This is a genomic window from Proteus sp. FZP2095, from assembly GCF_023701425.1.
Lineage (GTDB): Bacteria > Pseudomonadota > Gammaproteobacteria > Enterobacterales > Enterobacteriaceae > Proteus > Proteus cibarius.
Genome location: NZ_JAMQBJ010000001.1, coordinates 269,782 through 293,822 on the forward strand (window position 1 = coordinate 269,782; position 24,041 = coordinate 293,822).

A 24,041-nucleotide genomic window follows, 5' to 3' on the forward strand; every position below is an offset into this window, starting at 1 on the left:
CTACTTTCTCAGTAAATAAATGCATATAGTTATCTTAATTACATTGTTTGTGTAAATGTACGGGTGATAACGTCTTGCTGTTGCTCTTTAGTCAGTGAGTTAAAGCGAACTGCATAACCAGAAACACGGATAGTTAACTGAGGATATTTCTCAGGATCTTCCATTGCTTCTAACAGCATTTCACGGTTCATCACGTTGACGTTCAGGTGTTGACCACCTTCGATGCCTGCTTCATGGTGGAAGTAACCATCCATCAGACCAGCAAGATTCGCTTTACGAACATCATCATCTTTACCTAATGCATTAGGTACGATTGAGAAGGTGTAAGAAATACCATCTTTTGCATAAGCAAATGGCAGTTTCGCAACAGAAGTCAGAGAAGCTACTGCACCTTTTTGGTCACGACCGTGCATTGGGTTAGCACCTGGTCCGAATGGTGCGCCTGCACGACGACCGTCTGGAGTGTTACCTGTTTTCTTACCGTAAACAACGTTTGAAGTAATAGTCAGGATTGACTGTGTAGGTACCGCATTACGGTATGTACGCAGTTTCTGAATTTTCTTCATGAAACGTTCAACTAAGTCACAAGCGATGTCATCTACACGAGAATCGTTGTTACCGAATTGTGGGTATTCGCCGTCAATTTTGAAGTCAATCGCTAAGCCGTTTTCATCACGGATTGGAGAAACTTTTGCATATTTGATTGCAGACAGTGAGTCAGCAGCAACAGACAGACCTGCGATACCACATGCCATTGTACGATATACATCACGGTCATGAAGTGCCATCAGAGCTGCTTCATAGCTGTATTTATCGTGCATATAGTGGATAACGTTCAGCGCAGTGACGTACTGAGTTGCTAACCAATCCATAAAGTGATCCATTTGGTTCATCACGGTATCGAAGTTTAATACTTCATCCATGATTGGCGCATGTTTTGGACCTACTTGGATTTTCAGTTTTTCGTCAACACCACCATTGATGGTATACAGTAAGGTTTTCGCTAAGTTTGCACGAGCACCGAAGAACTGCATTTGTTTACCAACAACCATTGGGCTAACACAACATGCGATTGCATAGTCATCGCTGTCGAAGTCAGGACGCATTAAGTCATCATTTTCGTACTGGATTGAAGAAGTATCGATTGAGACTTTCGCTGCGTATTTTTTAAAGTTGATAGGCAGTTGTTCTGACCACAGGATGGTCATGTTTGGTTCTGGTGATGGACCCATTGTGTACAGGGTATTTAAGAAACGGAAAGTATTCTTAGTTACCAGAGTACGGCCATCTAAACCCATACCTGCTAAAGATTCTGTTGCCCAGATTGGGTCACCAGAGAACAGCTCATCATATTCAGGAGTACGTAAGAAACGAACCATACGTAATTTCATGACTAAGTGGTCAATTAATTCCTGAGCTTGTTCTTCTGTCAGTAAACCTGCATCAATATCACGTTGGATGTAGATATCTAAGAAAGTAGATACACGACCAAATGACATTGCAGCACCGTTTTGAGATTTAACGGCGGCTAAGTAACCGAAGTAAGTCCATTGTACTGCTTCTTTAGCGTTTTGAGCTGGACGAGAAATATCGTAACCGTATTTCGCAGCCATTTCTTGGATTTGACCTAAAGCAGCGTGCTGCTCTGCGATTTCTTCACGCAGTTGGATAGTCATTTCCAGATCTTCGCCTTTTTCCATTCTTTCTTGTAAAGAGGTGAATTGGGCAAATTTATCTTTACGCAGGAACTCAATACCGTACAGTGCTACACGACGGTAATCACCGATGATACGGCCACGACCATATGCATCTGGTAAACCTGTTAAAATACCAGATTTACGGCATTTTAAGATGTCTGGAGTATAAACATCGAAAACGCCTTGGTTGTGAGTTTTACGGTAATCAGTAAAGATTTTTTTCAGTTCTGGATCCAGCTCACGGTTGTAAGCATGGCAAGAACTTTCAACCATACGGATACCACCGAATGGGATGATCGCACGTTTCAGAGGTGCATCAGTCTGTAAACCTACGATTTGTTCTAAATCTTTAGTGATGTAACCCGCATCGTGAGATGTGATAGTTGAAGCAACAGAAGTATCAAAATCAACCGGCGCATGCGTGCGGTTTTCGATTTTGATGCCTTCCATAACTTGTTCCCAAAGTGTATCAGTTGCTTTAGTGGAACCTGCTAGGAAAGATTCGTCGCCTTCATATGGAGTGTAGTTTTTTTGAATAAAGTCACGAACGTTAACACCGTTCTGCCATTCACCTTCAGAAAAACCTTTCCATGCTTCAGCAAATTTTTCATTTAAATCAGACATGATACTTCTACCTTTTTACAATGGAACTTAAGAAATCAGTCATACCTGCACGGATTAATGTTTATCACCGCGCAGATGCATTAACCAGTATACCAGACCGACTAGGACTGCTCCGCCAATAATGTTACCGATAGTGACAGGTAATAAATTATTAGAGAGAAAATTTGATACAGTTAAATTTGAAAATTGTTCGGATGATGCACCTACTTTAGTCCAGAATTCTGCTGGTGCAAAATTCTTAATAACAATACCTAAAGGAATAAGAAACATGTTAGCGATACTGTGCTCAAAACCACTAGCAACGAACATACCGATAGGTAAAATCAGTGCAAAAAGCTTATCAATCAGCGTACGGCCTGCATAGCTCATCCATACTGCAAGACAAACCATTAAGTTAGCTAGAATACCTAAACAAACTGCTTCAATAAACGTGTGCTCTAGTTTATGTTGCGCAGTTTGTAAAACATTCAACCCCCAAAGCCCATTTGCTGCCATATGTTGACCAGCAAACCACATTAAGGCGACAAAAAAGAGTGCGCCAACAAAGTTGCCAAGATAGACATTTATCCAGTTAGCAAACATTTTGCCCCAAGATATACGTCCGGTTGCTTTAGGTATAATAGTAAGAACAGTTGAGGTGAATAAGTCCGCGCCACAAACGACAACAAGCATTAACCCCAGAGAGAAGCAGATCCCACCGACTAATTTAGCCAGCCCAAAAGGAACAGATGCGGTACCTGTAGTAGCAGTAATATAAAAAACAAAAGCAATTGATATAAACATTCCCGCAGTAAATGCAGATAAGTAAGTCATTGGGATCTGTTTATTTGCTTTATAACAACATGCATCATCGGCAACTTTTGCCATATCAGCAGGTGATAATAAATTAAAAGGGCTGTCAGCTTTCATACTAACACTCTCTTATATGTTGGAATAATTATAGCACGCAATAATAGTAGCAAAGGGGCTTACTTCTAAAATTGATATGGATCATGGTCGCTCATTAGAATCCTGTTTTTAGTGCGTAAAAACCCGCTATTTTAGCTATAACTATTTGATTAATAAAATAAAAAAATTTTTTAAAAATTATCAAAAAATTTTAGACTAGCTGGATAAATAAAGTAAAAAGTAAATATAAAGTATTATTTAAACCCCGTATGTTAAGAATTAAAAATCAAATTTAACGCCTTATTTACTTTTGTCATAAATATAAACATTACTTTATTTGTGGTTAATCTTTATTGATTACTCCAGACATATATCCATTATAAAAATAAGGTTTTTAAATTTTTGAGATCTGGTTAAACAAATAGCAATTTAAACTGTATTTAAGCTATATTATTAGTGCAAAAGTTCAATATATATTTATAGTGTCGCATTAAATATCTCAAATCGTCAATTTTGCCATATTTTGACAATTTTGTCGGATGGCATATTTGTCAAGTTGACAAAATTGTCAAAAATTTATTTTCAACAAAATAAAACACTCTACTTTTCAATAGAGTGTTTCAATTTAAATACGTGCTTATTATTCAGTTAAATTTAGTTATTATTTAATAAATAACCTTAAACAAAATAGGCTTATTTAGCCGATTGACGTTTTGCTTTCTGTAATTTCTCATAGGCTGCAAGTAGCGACTGATGAATAGGTAAATTAGCTAAATCAGGATCAATAGTTTGTAATCCGTAAAATGCTTGTTTACCTTGCATTGCGTTTAAGGCTGCTTGTAATGTTTTTTCGCCATACATACGAGAAAATGCGTGCATATATTGTGCTGGTTCACGTTCAGTCTCTTGTTGTAATAATAAGAGATTGTGTAAACAGCGATAATAGTTCTGACGCTCAGGTGTAAATAAAGAAGCATTAAAATCTTGAGTCCATTCAACCCAAACAAGCGCTTGATCAAGATCGCCACCTGCAAGCGCTAACATTGATTTTAATTCGCCTACTCGTAAATGGCTCCAACCATTATCTTTACCCGGAGCAATACCAATCATCTCTCTGATACGTGTAAAGTCATCTAAGCCATCTTCATCAAACTGACCAATAAGAGAAAGGTACTCTTCTTTAGTGCCTTCGCTTGTTGGTAACGAAAGAATAGTATCACGCCAATGTACACCCATAATGTTATTGGCTAACTGTAGATCTTCAGCGGGATAAATATCTGATAAGCCAGGTACTAAAATACGACAAGCGTAAACACCCAAGTGTGAGTAGTCCATGATGTAGACTTCTGCATCACATTGTTGGCAAAGTGACATTAAGGTGTGGAATTCTTCTTTTGTCGTACCACTAAAGTTCCAATCAACAAATGTGTAATCGGCATCTTTCTTAAAGAGATCCCAACTAATTAAACCACTTGAATCAATAAAGTGCGTTTCAAGATTAGTGTGATCACCGACTTCTTCATCATCAAAACTTGGCGGATTAAAGACATCGAGATCTTTAAGACTACGGCCTTGTAATAGTTCTGTGACAGTACGCTCTAAAGCTACACCAAAATCAGGGTGAGCACCAAAAGAGGCAAAGCATGTGCCATTTTGTGGATTGAATAACACAACACAAATAACAGGGAATTGTCCCCCTAAAGATGCGTCAAAGCTAAAGATTGGGAAACCTTCTTTCTCTAATGTTTCAATCGCTTCAATAACAGCAGGGTAGCGAGCTAAAACTTCTTTAGGAATTTCAGGTAAGCTAATTCTTTCAGTGATAATGCGATTTTTTACATAACGTTCAAAAACTTCAGATAATCCTTGAACACGCGCTTCATTCTTTGTATTTCCTGCTGACATACCATTAGATGCATATAAGTTAGCAATAATGTTTACAGGAATATAAACAGGTTTTTCATCAGATTGACGTATAAATGGTAGTGCGCAAATTCCGCGATCATGATTACTTGATTGTAAATCAACTAACTCACTACCGCATAACTCACCTTCAGGATCATAAAATTCACGTAAACGAGCATCTAATAAGCCCGCAGGAACAGAATCATCTTCTGTTAGTGGGAACCACTTTTCACTTGGATAGTGAACAAATTCACCTTCTGCAATATCAGCACCTAGCCAGAAATCAGAGAAGAAATAATTGGTTGAGAGACGTTCAAAGTATTCGCCTAATGCGGAGGCTAATGCTGCTTTTTTACTGGCTCCTTTACCGTTGGTGAAACATAAAGGGCAATCTTTATCGCGAATATGAACAGACCAAACGTTAGGAACAGGGTTTAACCATGAAGCTTCTTCAATGTTAAATCCTAAGTCGGTTAATTTTTGCTGAAAGCTAGCGATAGAATCTTCCAGTGCGGCATCTTTGCCAGGAATAAATGTTTGTGACATGGCAGGTTTCATCAATATTTTGCTGGTGATAGTTAGGGGCACATGATACTGAAATCCCCTGTGATGCACTAATAATTTCTCTCATTTACCCAAGGCTAACTATATTTATAACTCATAATTTGTTTTATATATGAGTTTTTTTAATAAATTCGTTCGATTTATCACGGAATTAATAATTTTAAATCATCATAATTGGATTTATTTATAAACTCATAAGGGATAAGTTCGATGATGAAAAAAACATTGCTCGCCAGCCTGTTAGCTGTAATCAGTGGTTCTGCTTTTGCCTTACCTAATATCACTATTTTAGCAACAGGTGGCACAATTGCTGGTGGTGGCGATTCCGCAACAACATCAAGCTATACAGCAGGTAAATTAGGCATTGATACATTGATTAATGCAGTACCTGAGGCTAAAAAAGTTGCCAATTTAAAAGGCGAGCAAGTCGTGAATATCGGCTCTCAAGATATGAATGACCAAGTATGGCTTAAGCTGGCTAATAAAATTAATGCAGACTGCGATAAAACAGACGGCTTTGTGATCACTCATGGTACAGATACCATGGAAGAAACAGCCTATTTTCTTGATTTAACCACTGCGTGTAAAAAACCTGTCGTTATGGTGGGTGCAATGCGTCCTGCAACAGCATTAGGTGCTGAAGGCCCTTTAAATTTATTTAATGCTGTTGTGATTGCGAGTGATAAAGCCTCTGAAGATCGTGGTGTATTAGTAACCATGAATAATGCGGTTATCAGTGGTAAAGATGTTGTGAAAATGAACACGACTGAAGTTCAAGCATTCCAACCCGTTAACGCTGGTGCTCAAGGTTATGTGCATAATGGTAAGGTTCATTACTACACTGCAGCATTACCTCGAGCAGATAAACCCGCATTTGATGTCAGTAAACTGACTGAATTACCAAAAGTTGGTATTGTTTATAATTACTCCAATGCCTCTAATTTACCAGCAAAAGCCTTTATTGATAATGGCTATAAAGGTATTGTCAGCGCAGGTGTTGGTAATGGTAACTTATATACTGATATTTTTGATACTTTAGCTGATGGCGCTAAAAAAGGTGTGGTTGTTGTGCGAGCAAGCCGTGTACCAGTAGGCTTTACTACACAAAATGGTGAAGTTGATGATGCAAAATATGGCTTTGTTGCATCAGAGCGCTTAAACCCACAAAAAGCGAGAGTATTGTTACAATTATCTTTAACACAAACGCAAGAGCCTGCGAAGATCCAAGAGAATTTCGAAAAGTATTAATTTAAAAGAGTTTGAATAATAACAAGGCCTCATTTATGAGGCTTTGTTATTTTTAAAGAGTGAAATGGCTAATTGGTTTGGGCTCGAGAGACAACAACTCTTGCGGTAAAAAAAGCAATTAATGGCGTTATTGCAAAAACAATAAAGAGCCAATGTGCCGCATTTTGAGCGCCTATCATGCCACCCGGATCTGTTAACCCAGCCATATTAACCACCGTTCCTGAAATAGAGGCACCAACAGCCGTTGAAAACAATTGGATTGTGGTAATAGATGTTGCTGCTTTTTGAGCTTCTCGCCCTTGAGAAACATGCAATACACGAGTTAAATAATGAGGCCACGCCATACCAATACCGGCACCTGTAAAAAATAAGGCTATACAAATAATGATAATTTGCCCATAAGGTATGGTTAGAACATTAGAGATAAATAAGCCAAGGATCACAATGGCTGAAAAGTTAATCATTGGACCAAAACGCATTAATTTTTGAGCAGTATGTTGTTTTCTTGATGAAGACACAATGGCAGAGAAAGACCAACCTGCACCCACCAATGCAGCTAAATAACCCGAAAGCAGAGGGGTAATATTATGGATAATTTGCAAGAAGTAGGGCACAAAGACTTCTGTTTGTACACTTATCCCTAATAAAGCCATAGTGAGATATATTGGTGCTAATGGTGCAGAAAAAGAAAATGTCCCTTTAGGAAATAAGCCATCATTTGATTTTTTATCAATATTGACTAACAGTAAAATAAAGATCACCGCAAATATAATGGATAAGGTGTTATATAAAATAACGTTATAAAGACTACCAATAGAAATAGATAACACAGCGAGCATTAATAAAATAAGCTGTTGATAAGGTAATGGCGTTTTGGCGACAATATTATCAGTATTATTCTCGGTAGGAAGAATAGTAAATAATAAAATAGCGTAAGGAATGCCTACAAATAAAATAGACCAAAATGCACCACGCCAAACATCATATTCAGCAAATATTCCACCTAATGCGGGGCCTAATAGTGTCGATATTCCCCACATACTAGACATTAACGCCATAGCTCTGGACCAAAGTGGTTGAGGGAACATGACTCTGACTAAAGAGTAAGCAAGTGCCAGCAACATTCCTCCGCCAGCCCCTTGAATAAATCGCCCTAAAAGTAATATCTGCATTGAAGGTGCTGTTGCACAAATAACAGAGCCTGCTAAAAAGCAAATAGTGGCAAAAAGATAACTATTGCGAGGGGCGAATGCACTCAGTAATCGTGAAGTTAATGCAGAAGAGAGAATTGACGCCAGAATAAAAACAGTGGTGTTCCATGCATATAAATTAAGCCCACCGATATCACGTACAATTGAAGGTAGCGTTGTGATCGTAATATAGACATTAATTGCGTGTAATGCGACACCTCCTGCTAAAGCGAGCGATTTTAGACTATTTTTTCCATGAAGAAGCATTCCCCAGCTTGCTTCTTCTTTTTTATTTACACTCCCCGACATAAAACACTCCTAGCCATTATTTTTATGCTCTGCATATTATGCGTTAGTTCACAATAATCATTGCGCCAATTTAACGGGAATGATACAACCGATAAAGGTCATTTTGTAAAAACATATTCAGATAGGGTGAATTTGAATGAGTCAGGTATATAACTTTAGTGCAGGTCCGGCTATGTTACCGGCAGAAGTCCTTCGTCGTGCAGAATTAGAATTATGCAACTGGCATGAACTAGGGCGTTCGATTATGGAAATTAGCCACCGCAGTAAAGAGTTTCTTGAAGTTGCTCATCAGGCAGAACAAGATCTTCGTGATCTTCTCAATGTGCCAGAAAACTACAAAATTCTTTTTTGTCACGGTGGTGCTCGAGGTCATTTTGCTGCTTTACCTCTCAATTTATTAGGCGATAAAGTAAGCGCTGATTATATTGATGGTGGTTATTGGGCAAAAAGTGCAGCCGAAGAAGCTGAAAAATATTGTTCGCCAAATATAATTAAAATTAAAACAGAAGTTGATGGCAAAATTGGTGTTAAACCAATGAAAGAGTGGCAATTAAGCGCTGATGCAGCTTATGTGCATTATTGCCCAAATGAAACCATTGATGGTATTGCCATTCATGAAGAGCCAGATTTTGATGATAGCAAAATTGTTATTGCTGACTACTCATCTTCGATTTTATCTCAACCGATAGATGTTAGCCGTTTTGGTGTTATCTATGCGGGTGCACAAAAGAATATTGGTCCTGCGGGGTTAACTATTGTCATTATTCGTGAAGATCTATTAGGTAAAGCGCGCAAAGAAACACCTTCTGTGTTTGATTACACAGTGCTTGCTGAAAATGACTCCATGTTTAATACACCACCTACCTTTGCTTGGTATTTATCAGGTATGGTCTTTAAATGGCTGAAAGAGCAAGGTGGTTTACAAGAGATGGCAAAACGTAACTATGAAAAAGCAGCGCTTCTTTATAGTGCAATTGATAATAGTGATTTTTATATCAACCGTATTGCCACAGAAAATCGTTCACTAATGAATGTGCCTTTCCAAATGTCTTCTCCTGAACTGGATTCCGTATTTTTAAAAGAGGCAGAAGCTCAAGGTTTAGTCGCATTAAAAGGTCACCGTGTATCAGGTGGTATGCGCGCTTCAATTTATAACGCAATGCCATTGGAAGGTGTTCAAGCATTAGTCGACTTTATGGCTGATTTTGAACGACGCCATGCGTAATAAATAAAATCTAGAACTAGAATAAGAAAGCCTGCTTAAAATACAGGTTTTCTTATTATTCAATCTTTAAGATGTTAATAATTAAAATTGAGTTACCAAGTACAGAATAATAAATAAAAATATAAGTGCCTAAATAATTTTATATTTAATTAAACAGCATCCCCCGCTTAATTTACTTGTTTATTGGAGTTTTTACCTGTTTATGGAATCGTTAACATTACAACCTATCGCTCATATCGAAGGTGTTATTAATTTACCAGGATCAAAAAGTGTCTCTAACCGTGCGTTGTTATTAGCGGCTTTAGCTAAAGGTAAAACTCGTTTAACTAACTTATTAGATAGTGATGATATTCGTCATATGCTTAATGCACTAAAAGCATTAGGTGTGCAATATCAATTATCAAATAACAATACGGTATGTGATATTGAAGGACTAGGAAGTGAATTTAAAACAAATTCGCCATTAGAACTCTTCTTAGGTAACGCTGGTACAGCAATGCGCCCATTAGCGGCTGCATTAAATCTCGGTCAGCATGATATTGTTCTTACTGGTGAACCTCGTATGAAAGAGCGTCCAATTGGGCATTTAGTTGACGCTTTACGCCAAGGTGGTGCAAAAATTGACTACCTTGAACAGACTGATTATCCACCAATTCGCTTAAGTGGTGGTTTTTTAGGTGGCAATATTGAGGTTGATGGTAGTGTTTCTAGCCAGTTTTTGACAGCTTTATTAATGATGGCACCTTTGGCAGAGCAAGATACGACTATCGCCATTAAAGGCGAATTAGTATCAAAACCTTACATTGATATTACCTTAGCATTAATTAATACCTTTGGTGGAAAAATTGAAAACCAAGACTACCAGCGCTTTATTATAAAAGGTGGCCAACAATATCAATCACCAGGAAAGTACCTTGTAGAAGGTGATGCTTCATCGGCATCTTACTTTTTAGCTGCTGCTGCTATTAAAGGCGGTACGGTACGTGTTACAGGTATTGGTAAAAATAGCTTACAAGGAGATATTCACTTTGCTTCTGTACTTGAAAAAATGGGTGCAAAAGTACGCTGGGGTGAGGACTATATTGAGTGTGAGCGTGGAACGTTAAAAGGCATTGATATGGATATGAATACTATCCCTGATGCAGCAATGACCATTGCTACTACGGCACTTTTTGCTGAAGGCGAAACGGTTATCCGCAATATTTATAACTGGCGTGTAAAAGAAACTGACCGATTAGCAGCAATGGCGGCAGAGTTACAAAAAGTGGGGGCGATTGTTGAAGAAGGGCACGACTACTTAAAAGTAACACCACCAAAACAGTTAACCACTGCGGATATTGAAACTTATAACGACCATCGTATTGCGATGTGTTTTTCGCTGGTAGCGCTTTCTGATACACCAATTACTATTCTTGATCCGGGATGTACCGCAAAAACCTTCCCTGATTATTTTGAGAAATTAGAAACACTTTCTCAACGTAATAATTAATGTAAAAATCATTAATTAAAATGAGTCAAAATTAAATCAGTTAAATCGGCAGTATTGAATCTTTGGGAGAACAATACTGCCGATTTTTTATTATAATTAGATTAATTTTTCTAAAAAATACGCCACCTCAAAAAATAATATTAAATAAGACTCTTTAGTGCTTATCTGCTTGTTTCTTCCTATACATTGTATGCGTATAATGTCGCGCATATATTAATACTGTTTTTCTCTGTTTGAATACTATGCCTATTATATCAATGTAATAAGAGCAACAAACACAGAAATGCAGTACCCACGAAAAGGAGAAACTCATGGCGGTTATCGTCCCTGTTATAACTGTTGATGGGCCTAGCGGAGCAGGTAAAGGAACATTATGCCAAGCATTAGCGCAAGCATTTGGCTGGCATTTACTCGATTCTGGCGCTATTTATCGTGTATTGGCATTAGCAGCTTTACATCATCACGTTGATATTACTTCCGAAGATGCATTAGTACCTTTGGCGGCAAATTTGGATGTGCGTTTTATTCCTAATGAGAATGGCTTAAGTGTCATTCTAGAAGGTGAAGATGTTTCAACAGAAATTCGAACAGAAACAGTTGGGAATACGGCATCACAAGCTGCAACTTTTCCTCGAGTAAGAGAAGCATTATTGCGTCGCCAGCGTGCATTTCGTACAGCGCCGGGCTTAATTGCCGATGGTCGAGATATGGGCACAATCGTTTTTCCTGATGCTCAAGTGAAAATATTTTTAGAAGCGAGTGCAGAAGAGCGCGCGCGTCGTCGCATGTTACAGTTGCAGGAAAAGGGCTTTAATGTTAACTTTGAGCGCCTTTTATCCGAGATAAAAGAACGCGATTACCGTGACCGGAATCGTGCTGTTGCGCCACTTGTTGCGGCGAAAGATGCATTAATTCTCGATTCTACAAGCTTGTCTATTGACGAAGTCATTGAAAAATCGTTGACTTATGCTAAAAAAAATCTGCAATTATCAGCGTAATTAATTTTTATTTCGTTTATACTAGGTAATTATCAAAATCGGGTTGACGTGTTAATGAAAACACAACAATGCCCGATGACCTTGTCACAAAGGATGTAACGAGGTATGTGAAACAACCCCATTCGGCCGGATGCTAAATGGACGTTAATTAAATTTACTTGAAGATCATTAACATGACAGAATCTTTTGCTCAACTCTTTGAAGAATCCCTAAAAACAATCGAAACTCGTCCTGGCGCTATCGTTCGCGGCGTTGTAGTTGCTATCGATAAAGACGTTGTTCTGGTTGATGCAGGTCTGAAATCAGAATCTGCTATTCCTGTAGAACAATTCAAAAACGCTCAAGGCGAATTAGAAATCCAAGTGGGCGACGAAATTGATGTTGCTCTGGACGCGGTTGAAGATGGCTTCGGTGAAACCGTTCTGTCTCGTGAGAAAGCTAAACGTCACGAAGCGTGGCTGATGCTGGAAAAAGCTTACGAAGAAAACGAAACTGTTGTTGGTATCATCAACGGTAAAGTTAAAGGTGGTTTCACTGTTGAACTGAACGGCATTCGTGCGTTCTTACCAGGTTCACTGGTAGACGTTCGCCCAGTTCGCGATACAACTCATCTGGAAAACAAAGAGCTTGAGTTCAAAGTCATCAAATTAGACCAAAAACGTAACAACGTTGTTGTGTCTCGTCGTGCGGTTATCGAATCTGAAAACAGCGCAGAACGCGATCAGTTATTAGAAAACCTGCAAGAAGGCATGGAAGTTAAAGGTATCGTTAAGAACCTTACTGACTACGGTGCATTCGTTGATCTGGGCGGTGTTGACGGCTTACTGCACATCACTGATATGGCTTGGAAACGTGTTAAACACCCAAGCGAAATTGTCAATGTTGGCGACGAAATCACTGTTAAAGTCCTGAAATTCGACCGTGAACGTACTCGCGTATCACTAGGTCTGAAACAACTGGGCGAAGATCCATGGGTAGCTATCGCTAAACGTTATCCAGAAGGTACTAAACTGACTGGTCGTGTAACTAACCTGACTGATTACGGTTGCTTCGTAGAAATCGAAGAAGGTGTTGAAGGTCTGGTACACGTTTCTGAAATGGATTGGACTAACAAAAACATTCACCCATCTAAAGTTGTTAACGTTGGTGATGTTGTTGAAGTTATGGTTCTTGACATCGATGAAGAACGTCGTCGTATTTCACTGGGTCTGAAACAGTGCAAATCTAACCCATGGCAGCAGTTTGCAGAAACTCACAACAAGAACGACCGTGTTGAAGGTAAAATCAAGTCTATCACTGACTTCGGTATCTTCATCGGTTTAGACGGCGGTATCGACGGTCTGGTTCATTTATCTGACATTTCTTGGAATGTTGCAGGTGAAGAAGCAGTTCGTGAATACAAAAAAGGCGACGAAATCGCTGCTGTAGTTCTGCAAGTTGATGCTGAACGTGAACGTATCTCACTGGGCGTTAAACAATTATCAGAAGATCCATTCAATAATTACCTGTCTGCTCACAAAAAAGGTGCTATTGTTTCTGGTAAAGTAACTGCTGTTGACGCTAAAGGCGCAACTGTAGAATTAGCTGACGGTGTTGAAGGTTACCTGCGTGCTTCAGAAGCTTCACGTGACCGCGTTGAAGATGCAACTCTGGTTCTGAATGTTGGCGAAGCTGTAGAAGCTAAATACACTGGCGTTGACCGTAAAAACCGCGTTATCAACTTATCTGTTCGTGCTAAGGACGAAGCAGACGAGAAAGACGCTATCGCTTCTGTAAACAACAAAGAAGAAGTTGGTTTTTCAAATAACGCTATGGCTGAAGCTTTCAAAGCAGCTAAAGGCGAATAATTTAAGTTATTAACGGAAGGCAACGTTAATCGTTGCCTATTTATCGGTAGTTTAGGGAGGTAATATGACCAAGTCTGAGTTAATCGAGAGACTTGCAGGCCTACAATCTCATCTTTCGGCTAAGACGGTTGAAGAAGCTGTAAAAGAAATGCTTGATCATATGGCTGATACTTTAGCTGATGGTGAGCGTATCGAAGTCCGCGGATTCGGCAGTTTTTCTCTACACTACCGTGCGCCGCGTACGGGTCGTAACCCGAAAACTGGTGATAAAGTAGAGCTGGAAGGTAAATACGTTCCACACTTTAAGCCAGGTAAAGAGTTACGTGACCGTGTAAATATTTATACGGAATAATAATTCCTGTCGAAATGGCACGATGTTAGTTAACTTTCTCAAAAACGGTACTTAGGTGCCGTTTTTTATTACCCATTATTATCACTTTTAGTTTATTTTTCTGCTCCCTAATTTTTTTCATCTTCCATTTTCAATCCCAACCTTAGATTGAACGATTCGTTTTATTGATTTTGTCTCACTAGCACCTTTCTTTTTTATTACTTTATTCTGCTTTCATTTTAATTTCTCTATCTAATTACCTATATCACTTAGTTGTTTTTCTTTTTACGAGTTTCTTCTCAAAAATTATTGTATGTAACAAGAGATCTTTTTCTTTTTATAAAGCATCACTAAAAAACGACCTAAAAGCCTATCTTTAATTAAATGATAACATCATGATATTTAAAGAATGATTGTAGGCAAGGATGCTAGAAATGATTTTATTGAATCGAATGATAAAGTTTTTTGAATTAAAGATGGTATCAATAAAACGGAGGTGCTTTCATTCAGCCTATTTTCGAAGACTCTATTTCACGAAGTTAACTTTAGACAATATAGCTTTGGCAATGATATTAGGTTGCTTACCTTTATTAGTTCAATATACGCTTTTTAGTCAGACTATTTATTCTATTATTATTCTTGTTGCACTATTTTTATTATTTATTCCTTTTTGCTTATGTCGCTTTTCAGCGATATTTCTATTTTTCTGGGTTTATTCAAATATGGTTGCGTCATCGTTAATGACGAGAACAGAACAGTTTGCTGATAATATGGCAACATTTGAAACCAAGGTTATGGAGTATCGTCAATTAACAGATGGCAATATTATTATCAAAATACCCATTACGAAGACGACGCTCTTTTCATCATCTGTGTATGCAAACGTATATTGGCGAAGCCCGCCTAAAAACATAGCTGTAGGACAATATTGGAAGTTTAAGATTCAATTTAGAGCTGTACATAGTTATTTAAATGAAGGTGGGTTTGATAGCCAAAAATATGCCGTTTCTGTGAAGGAAACATTAACGGGTAAAGTGATGACAGCCAAGTTTATCCGGGATGATATATCACTACGTACTCAACTTATTCAGAAAATCACCGCTCATTGGCAAACAGCAAAAAATAAAGGTGAAATTATTGCTTTAGTCTTAGGTGATAAGCGATATATTGAACCTGAGAAAAAAGATCTCTATATGAAAACAGGGATTGCCCATTTAATTGTGATATCGGGTTTACATATAGGGTTAGCAGCCTTTTTTGGTTGGATTATTGCAAGAGGTATTCAATTTTTTTTCCCTATCAGATGGATTAATCCAAGGTTTCCATTAGTTATAGCTTGGCTATGTGGTGTTTTTTATACTGCGTTATCAGGTTGGGGAATACCAGCAACAAGAGCTGTTATTGGATTAACTGTTTGGGTGATTTTACATTGGGGGAGTCGATTATTTTTACCTTGGCAATGGGCACTTTGGAGTGCGGCACTTATTCTTATTATTGAGCCTCTTTCTATACTTTCAGCTAGTTTTTGGCTTTCATTTTCTGCTGTATTTGCCATTATCTTTTGGTATTGGATGTACCCATTAAAAGCTAAATATAACCATCAAAAACGGTGGTTTATTTTAAGGTTGGTACATTTACAATTTGGTTTATTAATTATTTTATTACCATTCCAATTATATTTATTTAATGGCGCTAATTTTTTTAGTTTTATCGTTAATTTATGGGCTGTTCCTATTGTTTCTTTTATTACTGTGCCATTAATAATGCTCGGATTATTGACATTCTTTCTCTCATTTTTACAACCAATAATCTGGCACTGGGTTGATCTTTCTATTAACCTTGCTTTTTGGTGTGCTCCTTTATTTTTACCATATTGGCAAAATAGTGGTGCCATTCCTTTATTATTAGGATTTTTTGGGATTGGTACTATTTTAATCATAAAAATGTCATGGTGGCGTTATCATTTTATTTGCATTGTGGCTATTGGTACTATTTTATACGGTGAATTCATTGCCTCTTCACGTTACCAATGGCGAATATCTATGTTAGATGTTGGACATGGCTTAGCAGTTATTCTTGAAAAAGAAGGGGAAGCGGTTATTTATGACACGGGAATGCGTTGGAAAAATGGAGGTTCGATTGCAAAGAGTGTCATCATTCCTTATTTAAGACATCATCGACTTACGCCAGTTGCATTGATCATTAGTCATGATCATCTTGATCATACAGGAGGAATGGAAGATTTAATAAAAACTTATCCTAATTTAAGCATTCGTAGTAGTTTTGACGAACCTTCGCATTTACCTTGCTTAAGTATAAATCATGGCAGTGGAAAGGGCTTCAATTTGATGCATTGTGGCCACTGGATAAATTACTCTCCCCGAAAAATAATCAATCCTGTGTGATCAATGTTAGTGATGGGAAATACAATATTCTACTAACTGGAGATATAGAAAAAGAAGCTGAAGCTCAATTGGTAAGAGTAAAAAAAGATCAACTAAAAGCAGATGTCTTACAAGTTCCTCATCATGGTAGTCAAACATCATCCACATTGATGTTTATTCAAGCAGTATCACCAAAATTTGCACTTGTTTCTGCCGCTCGTTATAGCCCTTGGCGTTTGCCTTCTGATAAAGTACATCATCGTTATAAAAAAGAAGCTATTAATTGGCTAACAACCTCTATTAGTGGGCAAGTTTCTATCGAGTTTAATCAAGATAATATTGATGTATTTACCTATAGGCGAGATATTTTGCCTCGTTGGTATCATCAGTGGTTTGGTGTTTTGACGTTTCCCGAGTAGAATGACCGGCTAATTATTAAAAGTTTGGTAATATATATGAATGATATAGATCTATCAACGTGGCAAACATTCCGCCGCTTATGGCCAATGATCCGGCTTTTCAAAGCTGGTTTAATCACTGCTGCAATTGCATTAATCATCAATGCGGGTGTGGATGCATTTATGATTTCTTTATTAAAACCACTTCTTGATGAAGGTTTTGGTAAAGCCAGTAATGACGTATTAAAATGGATGCCTTTTGCCGTTATTGGTCTGATAGCTCTGCGTGGTATATCTAACTTTATTTCAAGTTACTGTCTTTCTTGGGTTTCTGGAAAAGTTGTAATGAATATGCGTCGCCGACTGTTTTCTCATATTATGGGAATGCCGGTGAGCTTTTTTGATCAGCAATCAACAGGGACTTTACTCTCTCGTATCACATATGATTCAGAACAAGTTGCCTCTTCATCATCAGGCGCATTAATTACCGTTGTACGTGAAGGTGCCTATATCATCGGACTATTTTGTTTGATGTTTTATTATAGCTGGCAATTATCCCTGATCCTTATCGTTATCGCACCTATTGTTGCTGTTGTTATTCGTATAGTATCGACTCGTTTTAGAACGATCAGTAAGCGTATCCAAAATAGCATGGGACAAGTGACAACTAGCGCAGAACAAATGCTAAAAGGGCATAAAGAAGTTCTGATTTTTAATGGTCAAGAAGTTGAAAATAAACGCTTTAACCATGTAAGCAATCATATTCGCCGTCAAGGTATGCGTATGGTTGTCGCATCATCAATTTCAGATCCTATTATTCAGATAATCGCTTCTCTTGCATTAGCATTTGTTCTGTATGCAGCGAGTTTCCCTGAGATAATGGATACATTAACAGCAGGTACAATTACTGTTGTATTCTCCTCAATGGTTGCATTAATGCGTCCATTGAAATCACTGACTAATGTGAATGCTCAATTCCAGCGTGGTATGGCTGCTTGTCAGACGCTATTTACTATCCTCGATATGGAGCAAGAAAAAGACACAGGTAAGCTTGAACTAAAAAAACCAACTGGTGATATTGAATTCCGTAATGTGACTTTCCAATATGTCACGAAAGATACGCCAGCACTGAAAAATATGTCATTTACCATTCCAGCAGGTAAAACTGTTGCATTAGTTGGACGCTCAGGCTCTGGTAAGTCTACGATTGCAAATCTGATCACGCGTTTTTATGACATTAATGAAGGTGAAATATTAATTAATGGTCATGATATTCGTGAATACACATTGAAATCTTTGCGTAATCAAGTCGCGTTGGTTTCTCAAAATGTGCATCTTTTTAATGAAACCGTAGCAAATAATATTGTCTACGCATGTGAAGATCAGTATACCCGTGAAGATATTGAAAAAGCGGCGAAGATGGCACATGCAATGGATTTTATCCAAAAAATGGATAAAGGCTTAGATACTGAAATTGGTGAAAATGGTGTATTACTTTCAGGTGGACAACGTCAGCGTATTGCAATTGCAAGAGCGTTATTACGAGATTCGCCAATCCTCATTCTTGATGAGGCTACATCAGCGCTAGATACAGAATCAGAGCGTGCTATCCAGTCAGCACTTGATGAATTACAGAAAAACAGAACCTCTTTAGTGATTGCTCACCGTTTATCAACTATTGAAAAAGCGGATGAAATATTAGTTATTGAAGATGGTGAAATTGTTGAACGTGGCGCACACCTTGATTTGATTGAGAAACAAGGTATTTATGCACAACTTCACAGGATGCAATTTGGCAAATGATTGAACGGATTTGGTCTGGTAAATCTTGGTTTTATATCCTACTGCTTCCATTTTCATGGTTGTATGGCGCGCTTACATTATTAAGGCGTTTTGCATATCAGAAAGGATGGCTAGCATCATGGAAAGCCCCAATTCCAGTTGTGATTGTTGGCAATTTAACTGCAGGCGGGAATGGCAAAACACCTGTTGTGATATGGCTTGTTGAGCAATTAATACAACAAGGGTTTAAACCAGGAGTTGTCTCTCGTGGTTACGGCGGAAAATCAGACCATTATCCATTACTTTTGTCATCAGATACGACACCTGCCATGGCAGGTGATGAGCCTGTATTGATTTATCATCGAACAGGTGCTCCCGTTGCAGTTGCACCTAATCGACGAGATGCAGTAAAAGCGTTATTAGCTCAACATGAGCTTGATGTGATCATCACTGATGATGGTTTGCAGCATTACGCATTACAACGTGATTATGAAATTGTTGTCATTGATGGGAAACGTCGATTCGGCAATGGTTGGTGGCTACCTGCAGGTCCTATGCGAGAGCGTGCAGGGCGATTAGATTCTGTGGATGCAATTATCGTGAATGGTGGAATAAGCCAGAATAATGAGATTGGCATGGTGCTGGAAGGTGATACTGCAGTTAATCTTAAAACAGGAGAAAAAAAACCAGTTCAGCAAATTAAAAAGGCTGTTGCTATCGCTGGAATTGGTCATCCTCCTAGGTTTTTTAACTCGTTACATGAAAAAGGGATAGAGTTAATTACAACAAAAGCATTTAGTGATCATAGTGATTACAGTGTTCAAGAATTACAGGATTTAACACCTGACTTAGAACCTCTTATTATGACAGAAAAGGATGCTGTTAAATGTCAGCATTTTGCTCAAGATAATTGGTGGTATTTACCCGTTAGCGCTGAATTAAATAGTCAATCTGTGCTAAAACAAGTTAGCAATTTAATTTACGGCTCGAAAAAAACTTGTATCTGATCTGAAACAATGATATTTATAGTGGAAATCAGGATAGCGTTACATAAAAGATTACCTACCTACAGTCGCATATCGCTTTTGTCGTAGTTCAATTTAATTCGCCACTACCCTATCTACTCAAAAGCCTTGTGTGGAGAGTTTGTGGATCTTGAATGTAGGGTTAATATTTTGTGCAGTGAATAGCATCAGCTTTTGTGCACAACGGATGATAAAAATAATTTCTGATGGTGACTAATTATCTCTATATTTGGTTATCTTTTTTATCAGTGTGCAACCAATATCATTATGTCATCTTTTTGTCATATTGATACTGTAAGTATTTATTGAGCTTTATAATATTTATTAAGCTTAGCTATCACGGTTTTGAACATTTATATCGAATAATAAAATGCACTACTTAAATTAATGTGTTCAGAATTTAATTGGGGTTTTTATATAAGAAGACTTAATAAAAAGTAGGATGCATTTGTATAGGAAAATAAAACTATACAAAGAACAAAAGGAGTTTATCTATCATGACATTACAATTAAGAATGGGTCGCGTAAAATGGTTCGACAATAACAAAGGTTATGGTCTTATTGTTGCAAGAGATATTGAACAAGAAGTTTATGTCAATAAAAAAGCGATTGCCAATACAAAAAATAAAGCACTAACAGAAGGTCAAGATGTTGAGTTTTCTGTTATCAGAACAGCAGCAGGTTTAGAAGCCGCTGATGTTATCGGGTTTTAAATAAGGTTTAGCCTTGTTAAATATGTAGATAAAACGATAGTTTAGCATTAAGATTAAATTATCGTTTATACCTAATTTGAGGTGGATAAGCGACAATAGTTTATCACCAAGCCGAATAAGTAATATAAAAGAGTCGTTTCGTTAATTAGAATGCAATAAAGATAATGAAAAGGTTAAATTATTATCAATAAAAGCTGAATGTAATTCTTTATTAATGATGTTGCAGACTCAACGATAAAAAGCCACATTAATGTGGCTTTTTTGTTGCTTATAGTAAAAGAGAAAATAATAAATTTATTAATAACTAAAATAATTTTCGAATTATCACTAAACGGGAGGTTTTGAGTATTAACGCTGATCATTCCTTATGATATCCTTTTGCCATATAAAATGATTAACCCTTGAGAGGGACAAAATGGATCACCGCTTACTCGAAATTATTGCTTGCCCAGTTTGCCACGGCAAACTTATCTTTGATAAAGAAAATTCAGAGCTTATCTGCAAAATTGATCATTTAGCTTATCCTGTTCGTGACAATATCCCCGTTCTTCTAGAGAATGAAGCAAGAGAATTATCACTAGAAGAGGAAAAGTAACTTCATGTTCACGGTCATTATCCCTGGTCGATATGCATCGACCCGTTTACCGGGTAAACCCCTCGCGGATATTCATGGCAAACCTATGATTGTTCGTGTAATGGAACAAGCTATGCGCTCTGGTGCAAACCGTGTCATTGTTGCAACCGATAATTTAGATGTTGTTGCAGCAGTTGAAAATGCGGGTGGAGAAGCCTGCATGACTCGCGAAGATCACCATTCGGGCACAGAACGTTTAGCGGAAGTCATTGAAAAATATAAATTTTCGGATGATGAGATAATCGTTAACGTACAAGGTGATGAGCCTCTTATTCCCCCTGTGATTATTACTCAAGTAGCCGAAAATTTGGCGAGTTGTGGTGCAGGAATGGCAACATTAGCAGTGCCTATTGTTGACTCAAAAGAAGCTTTTAACCCTAATGCGGTGAAAGTCGTGATGGATGCAAAAGGTTTCGCACTTTATTTTTCTCGTGCAACCATTCCTTGGGAAAGAGACCGTTTTAATTTATCACATGATGAAATTGGTGAGCATTATCTTCGTCATATTGGGATTTATGCTTATCGTGCAGGCTTTATTCGTCGATATATTACTTGGGAGCCAAGCCCATTAGAATCTATTGAAATGTTAGAGCAACTGCGAGTGCTGTGGTATGGCGAAAAAATCCATGTTGCAAAAGCATTAGAAGTTCCGGGTGTGGGTGTAGATACTCAAGATGATCTTGTTGCCGCCAGAGCTGCATATCGAGCACTTAACCAAGAGTTCTGATTTTTTAACAGTAACAAATAAATTTCAACGGCACTTAAATTAAGTGCTGTTTTTGCATCAGTTAGCAAAAATATTTCTAATTATTGGTTTTCTTCTTTATCAGATTGATGACTTTCATTTTCAGGAATAATTGCGGGTTGGCCAGCTGGTTTTACTGATTGCCACACCGACCCTAGAAACTCATACCATGCACGTTCACTGTGTTGAAAATAAGTCGCAGAAGGAAAATATTTTTCCCAAGGATGTAATGGTGAAGAGATAGCCAGTTGGTTAGCTGGTGCAACAATAGGTTTCATGCCTCGGGCTAAAAAGAAACGTTCCGCGCGTGCTAAATGATTGGCAGACGTCACAAGTAAAAATGGTTTCTTACCAATTAATTTATCAACTTCATAGGCTTCTTCTTCAGTATCTTTCGGTGTTGATAATGCGATAGTTCTCTCAGCAGGTACACCCAAAGATTGCGCTACCTGAGCTGCTACTTCTGCACTACTTATTTGATTAGCACCGGCACCACCTGTAAAAATCATTATCGCATTAGGATTGCGATAATAAAGTCTTACACCTTCAGCAACACGAAATAAACTATTATTAAGAAGATTAGAACTGGGGGCCCAATCTGGGTTATAAGTAAATCCACCACCTAAAACAACAATGTAGTTCACATCTTGTTGCGAATTTTCTCGTAATTCATAACGAGCTTGATACTCTTTTTCACTAGGCATTAATAGTGTATCGGCAACAGGTTGTATGCCTAAAATAGTTAACAGAACAAGCACAACAGTGAGTAGGCTTTTTCCAGTTTTTTGCCAACGAGTAAACCAAAGTAGTGCTAATGCAAAAAAGGCGATTAATAAGAGCAAAGGCAAGGGCATCAGAAAGCCTGCAACATATTTTTTGAGCAAAAACAGCATAAATCATCCTAGATTGAGTGAAATACATGCAATTGATAGTGAAAGCTTAGTGAAAACTAGGGGAATTCCAAGACGTTGTGTCAAAATAGCTAACACAACAACGTTTCACTAAGTTTTCATCAATAGAAATAAAGAACCGTTTAATTATTTATAAAACGATAAACGTTTGAACGTTAATTTTTTCATTAATAAGCGTTATATTTATACTGCGCTTTGCGAATAATCTGATTCATGACTTATTTCTTGAGAGAAAACAGTCAGTATCATAGAACACTGGTAAAATTGCCGTCTTTATTTATGTACAGTGTCTCATATTTTTGAATTTATCAGAACGCAAAGAGCGCAAGTAGTAAGTTGTTATCATGAGGCGTTTTAATGTCAGATCGTAATTTTGACGATATTGCAGATAAATTCTCCCGCAATATCTATGGCACAACAAAGGGTAAAATACGTCAAGCGGTGATTTGGGAAGATTTACAACAATTATTGGCCCTCTTACCTAGTCGAAGTTTGCGTATTTTAGATGCAGGTGGAGGTGAAGGTTATTTCTCTCGTCAGCTTGCTAAATTAGGACACCAAATTATCTTATGTGATTTATCACAAGAGATGCTTAATCGTGCACAAGAGGCTGCGATTGAAGAGGGTGTTGTCGAGAACATGGCGTTTATTTGTTGTGCTGCTCAAGAGATTAAAGAGCATATAGATGAAGGGGTTGATTTAATTCTATTTCATGCAGTATTGGAATGGATCACGGATCAGAAAAACGCCGTAAATGTTCTTACCGATATGTTGTTACCTAATGGTATCTTATCGCTGATGTTTTACAATGCGAATGGCATTGTCATGAGAAATGCGATTTTAGGGAATTTTCATCTGGCAAATCCTGAGATCCCGCGTAGAAGAAAAAAATCGCTATCACCTCAAAATCCATTGCAACCCGAAGATGTTTATCAATGGCTAGATGAGTTTTCAATGACAATATTAGGAAAAACGGGTGTCCGTGTTTTCCATGATTATTTGCAAAGTCGTCAGTTACAAAATAAAGATTTTCCATCGTTGCTTGCATTAGAGCAACGATATTGTCGGCAAGAGCCCTATATCAGTCTGGGGCGTTACATTCATGTCATGGCACAAAAGCGTGTAAATTAAGGA

Annotated in this window: 17 protein-coding genes and 1 pseudogene; 13 read left to right on the forward strand and 5 right to left on the reverse strand. The window is 37.8% G+C overall.

What is annotated here, in order from left to right:
• Positions 1–38: 38 nt before the first annotated feature.
• The 3 genes from pflB to ycaO all read right to left on the reverse strand — a co-directional run bounded on the left by pflB (position 39) and on the right by ycaO (position 5,660).
• A complete protein-coding gene (pflB, locus tag NBG71_RS01225) occupies positions 39–2,321 on the reverse strand; it encodes a formate C-acetyltransferase (RefSeq protein ID WP_075673548.1) in 2,283 nt (760 codons plus the stop codon).
• 54 nt (positions 2,322–2,375) lie between these two features.
• On the reverse strand, positions 2,376–3,230 hold the full coding sequence (gene focA / locus NBG71_RS01230; RefSeq protein ID WP_075673549.1) for a formate transporter FocA: 855 nt from the start codon (positions 3,228–3,230) through the stop codon (positions 2,376–2,378).
• Positions 3,231–3,902: 672 nt separating this feature from the next.
• Positions 3,903–5,660 carry a 30S ribosomal protein S12 methylthiotransferase accessory factor YcaO gene (gene ycaO, locus NBG71_RS01235; RefSeq protein ID WP_250916469.1) on the reverse strand — a complete coding sequence of 586 codons (1,758 nt, stop codon included), beginning with the start codon at positions 5,658–5,660 and terminating at the stop codon, positions 3,903–3,905.
• Positions 5,661–5,888: 228 nt separating this feature from the next.
• Between ycaO and ansB the strand changes: the two genes are divergently transcribed.
• On the forward strand, positions 5,889–6,926 hold the full coding sequence (ansB, locus tag NBG71_RS01240; RefSeq protein ID WP_083629111.1) for an L-asparaginase 2: 1,038 nt from the start codon (positions 5,889–5,891) through the stop codon (positions 6,924–6,926).
• Between the two features lie 68 nt (positions 6,927–6,994).
• Here ansB and NBG71_RS01245 read toward each other — a convergent pair whose 3' ends face one another.
• Complete coding sequence (locus tag NBG71_RS01245; RefSeq protein ID WP_075673551.1) at positions 6,995–8,425, reverse strand: MFS transporter; 1,431 nt, start codon at positions 8,423–8,425, stop codon at positions 6,995–6,997.
• A gap of 136 nt (positions 8,426–8,561) precedes the next feature.
• Here NBG71_RS01245 and serC point away from each other — a divergent pair, with 136 nt between their 5' ends.
• The 11 genes and pseudogenes from serC (at position 8,562) to kdsB (ending at position 21,978) form a co-directional block, all read left to right on the forward strand.
• Positions 8,562–9,650 carry a 3-phosphoserine/phosphohydroxythreonine transaminase gene (gene serC / locus NBG71_RS01250; RefSeq protein WP_250916470.1) on the forward strand — a complete coding sequence of 363 codons (1,089 nt, stop codon included), beginning with the start codon at positions 8,562–8,564 and terminating at the stop codon, positions 9,648–9,650.
• Between the two features lie 202 nt (positions 9,651–9,852).
• Positions 9,853–11,139, forward strand: a complete 1,287-nt coding sequence (gene aroA, locus NBG71_RS01255) for a 3-phosphoshikimate 1-carboxyvinyltransferase (RefSeq protein WP_250916471.1) — start codon at positions 9,853–9,855, stop codon at positions 11,137–11,139.
• A 311-nt stretch (positions 11,140–11,450) separates the two neighbouring features.
• Positions 11,451–12,137, forward strand: coding sequence for a (d)CMP kinase (gene cmk, locus NBG71_RS01260; RefSeq protein ID WP_075673553.1), 687 nt, complete (start codon positions 11,451–11,453; stop codon positions 12,135–12,137).
• Positions 12,138–12,310: 173 nt separating this feature from the next.
• Positions 12,311–13,984, forward strand: coding sequence for a 30S ribosomal protein S1 (gene rpsA, locus NBG71_RS01265; protein ID WP_006537421.1), 1,674 nt, complete (start codon positions 12,311–12,313; stop codon positions 13,982–13,984).
• A gap of 64 nt (positions 13,985–14,048) precedes the next feature.
• The gene (ihfB, locus tag NBG71_RS01270; RefSeq protein WP_004244587.1) at positions 14,049–14,336 is read left to right on the forward strand and encodes an integration host factor subunit beta; all 288 of its coding nucleotides are present in this window, start codon (positions 14,049–14,051) and stop codon (positions 14,334–14,336) included.
• Between the two features lie 545 nt (positions 14,337–14,881).
• Positions 14,882–17,118: pseudogene (locus tag NBG71_RS01275) on the forward strand (DNA internalization-related competence protein ComEC/Rec2).
• Positions 17,119–17,154: 36 nt separating this feature from the next.
• Positions 17,155–18,900, forward strand: coding sequence for a lipid A ABC transporter ATP-binding protein/permease MsbA (gene msbA / locus NBG71_RS01285; RefSeq protein WP_075673555.1), 1,746 nt, complete (start codon positions 17,155–17,157; stop codon positions 18,898–18,900).
• Entirely contained in the window at positions 18,897–19,886 is a 990-nt protein-coding gene (lpxK, locus tag NBG71_RS01290; protein WP_196563752.1) for a tetraacyldisaccharide 4'-kinase, read from the forward strand. Before msbA ends, lpxK begins: the two co-directional genes overlap by 4 nt.
• A gap of 515 nt (positions 19,887–20,401) precedes the next feature.
• The gene (locus NBG71_RS01295) at positions 20,402–20,617 is read left to right on the forward strand and encodes a cold-shock protein (protein WP_023581324.1); all 216 of its coding nucleotides are present in this window, start codon (positions 20,402–20,404) and stop codon (positions 20,615–20,617) included.
• 415 nt (positions 20,618–21,032) lie between these two features.
• A complete protein-coding gene (locus NBG71_RS01300) occupies positions 21,033–21,212 on the forward strand; it encodes a Trm112 family protein (protein ID WP_004244593.1) in 180 nt (59 codons plus the stop codon).
• A 4-nt stretch (positions 21,213–21,216) separates the two neighbouring features.
• A complete protein-coding gene (gene kdsB, locus NBG71_RS01305) occupies positions 21,217–21,978 on the forward strand; it encodes a 3-deoxy-manno-octulosonate cytidylyltransferase (RefSeq protein WP_099659767.1) in 762 nt (253 codons plus the stop codon).
• Positions 21,979–22,058: 80 nt separating this feature from the next.
• Here the strand turns inward: kdsB and elyC are convergent, their stop codons facing one another.
• Positions 22,059–22,889 (reverse strand): envelope biogenesis factor ElyC, encoded by an 831-nt coding sequence (gene elyC / locus NBG71_RS01310; RefSeq protein WP_159241909.1) that lies wholly within the window; start codon positions 22,887–22,889, stop codon positions 22,059–22,061.
• A 375-nt stretch (positions 22,890–23,264) separates the two neighbouring features.
• On the opposite strand from elyC, the gene cmoM reads away from it, so the two are divergent.
• Entirely contained in the window at positions 23,265–24,038 is a 774-nt protein-coding gene (gene cmoM / locus NBG71_RS01315; protein ID WP_075673560.1) for a tRNA uridine 5-oxyacetic acid(34) methyltransferase CmoM, read from the forward strand.
• Positions 24,039–24,041: the final 3 nt, after the last annotated feature.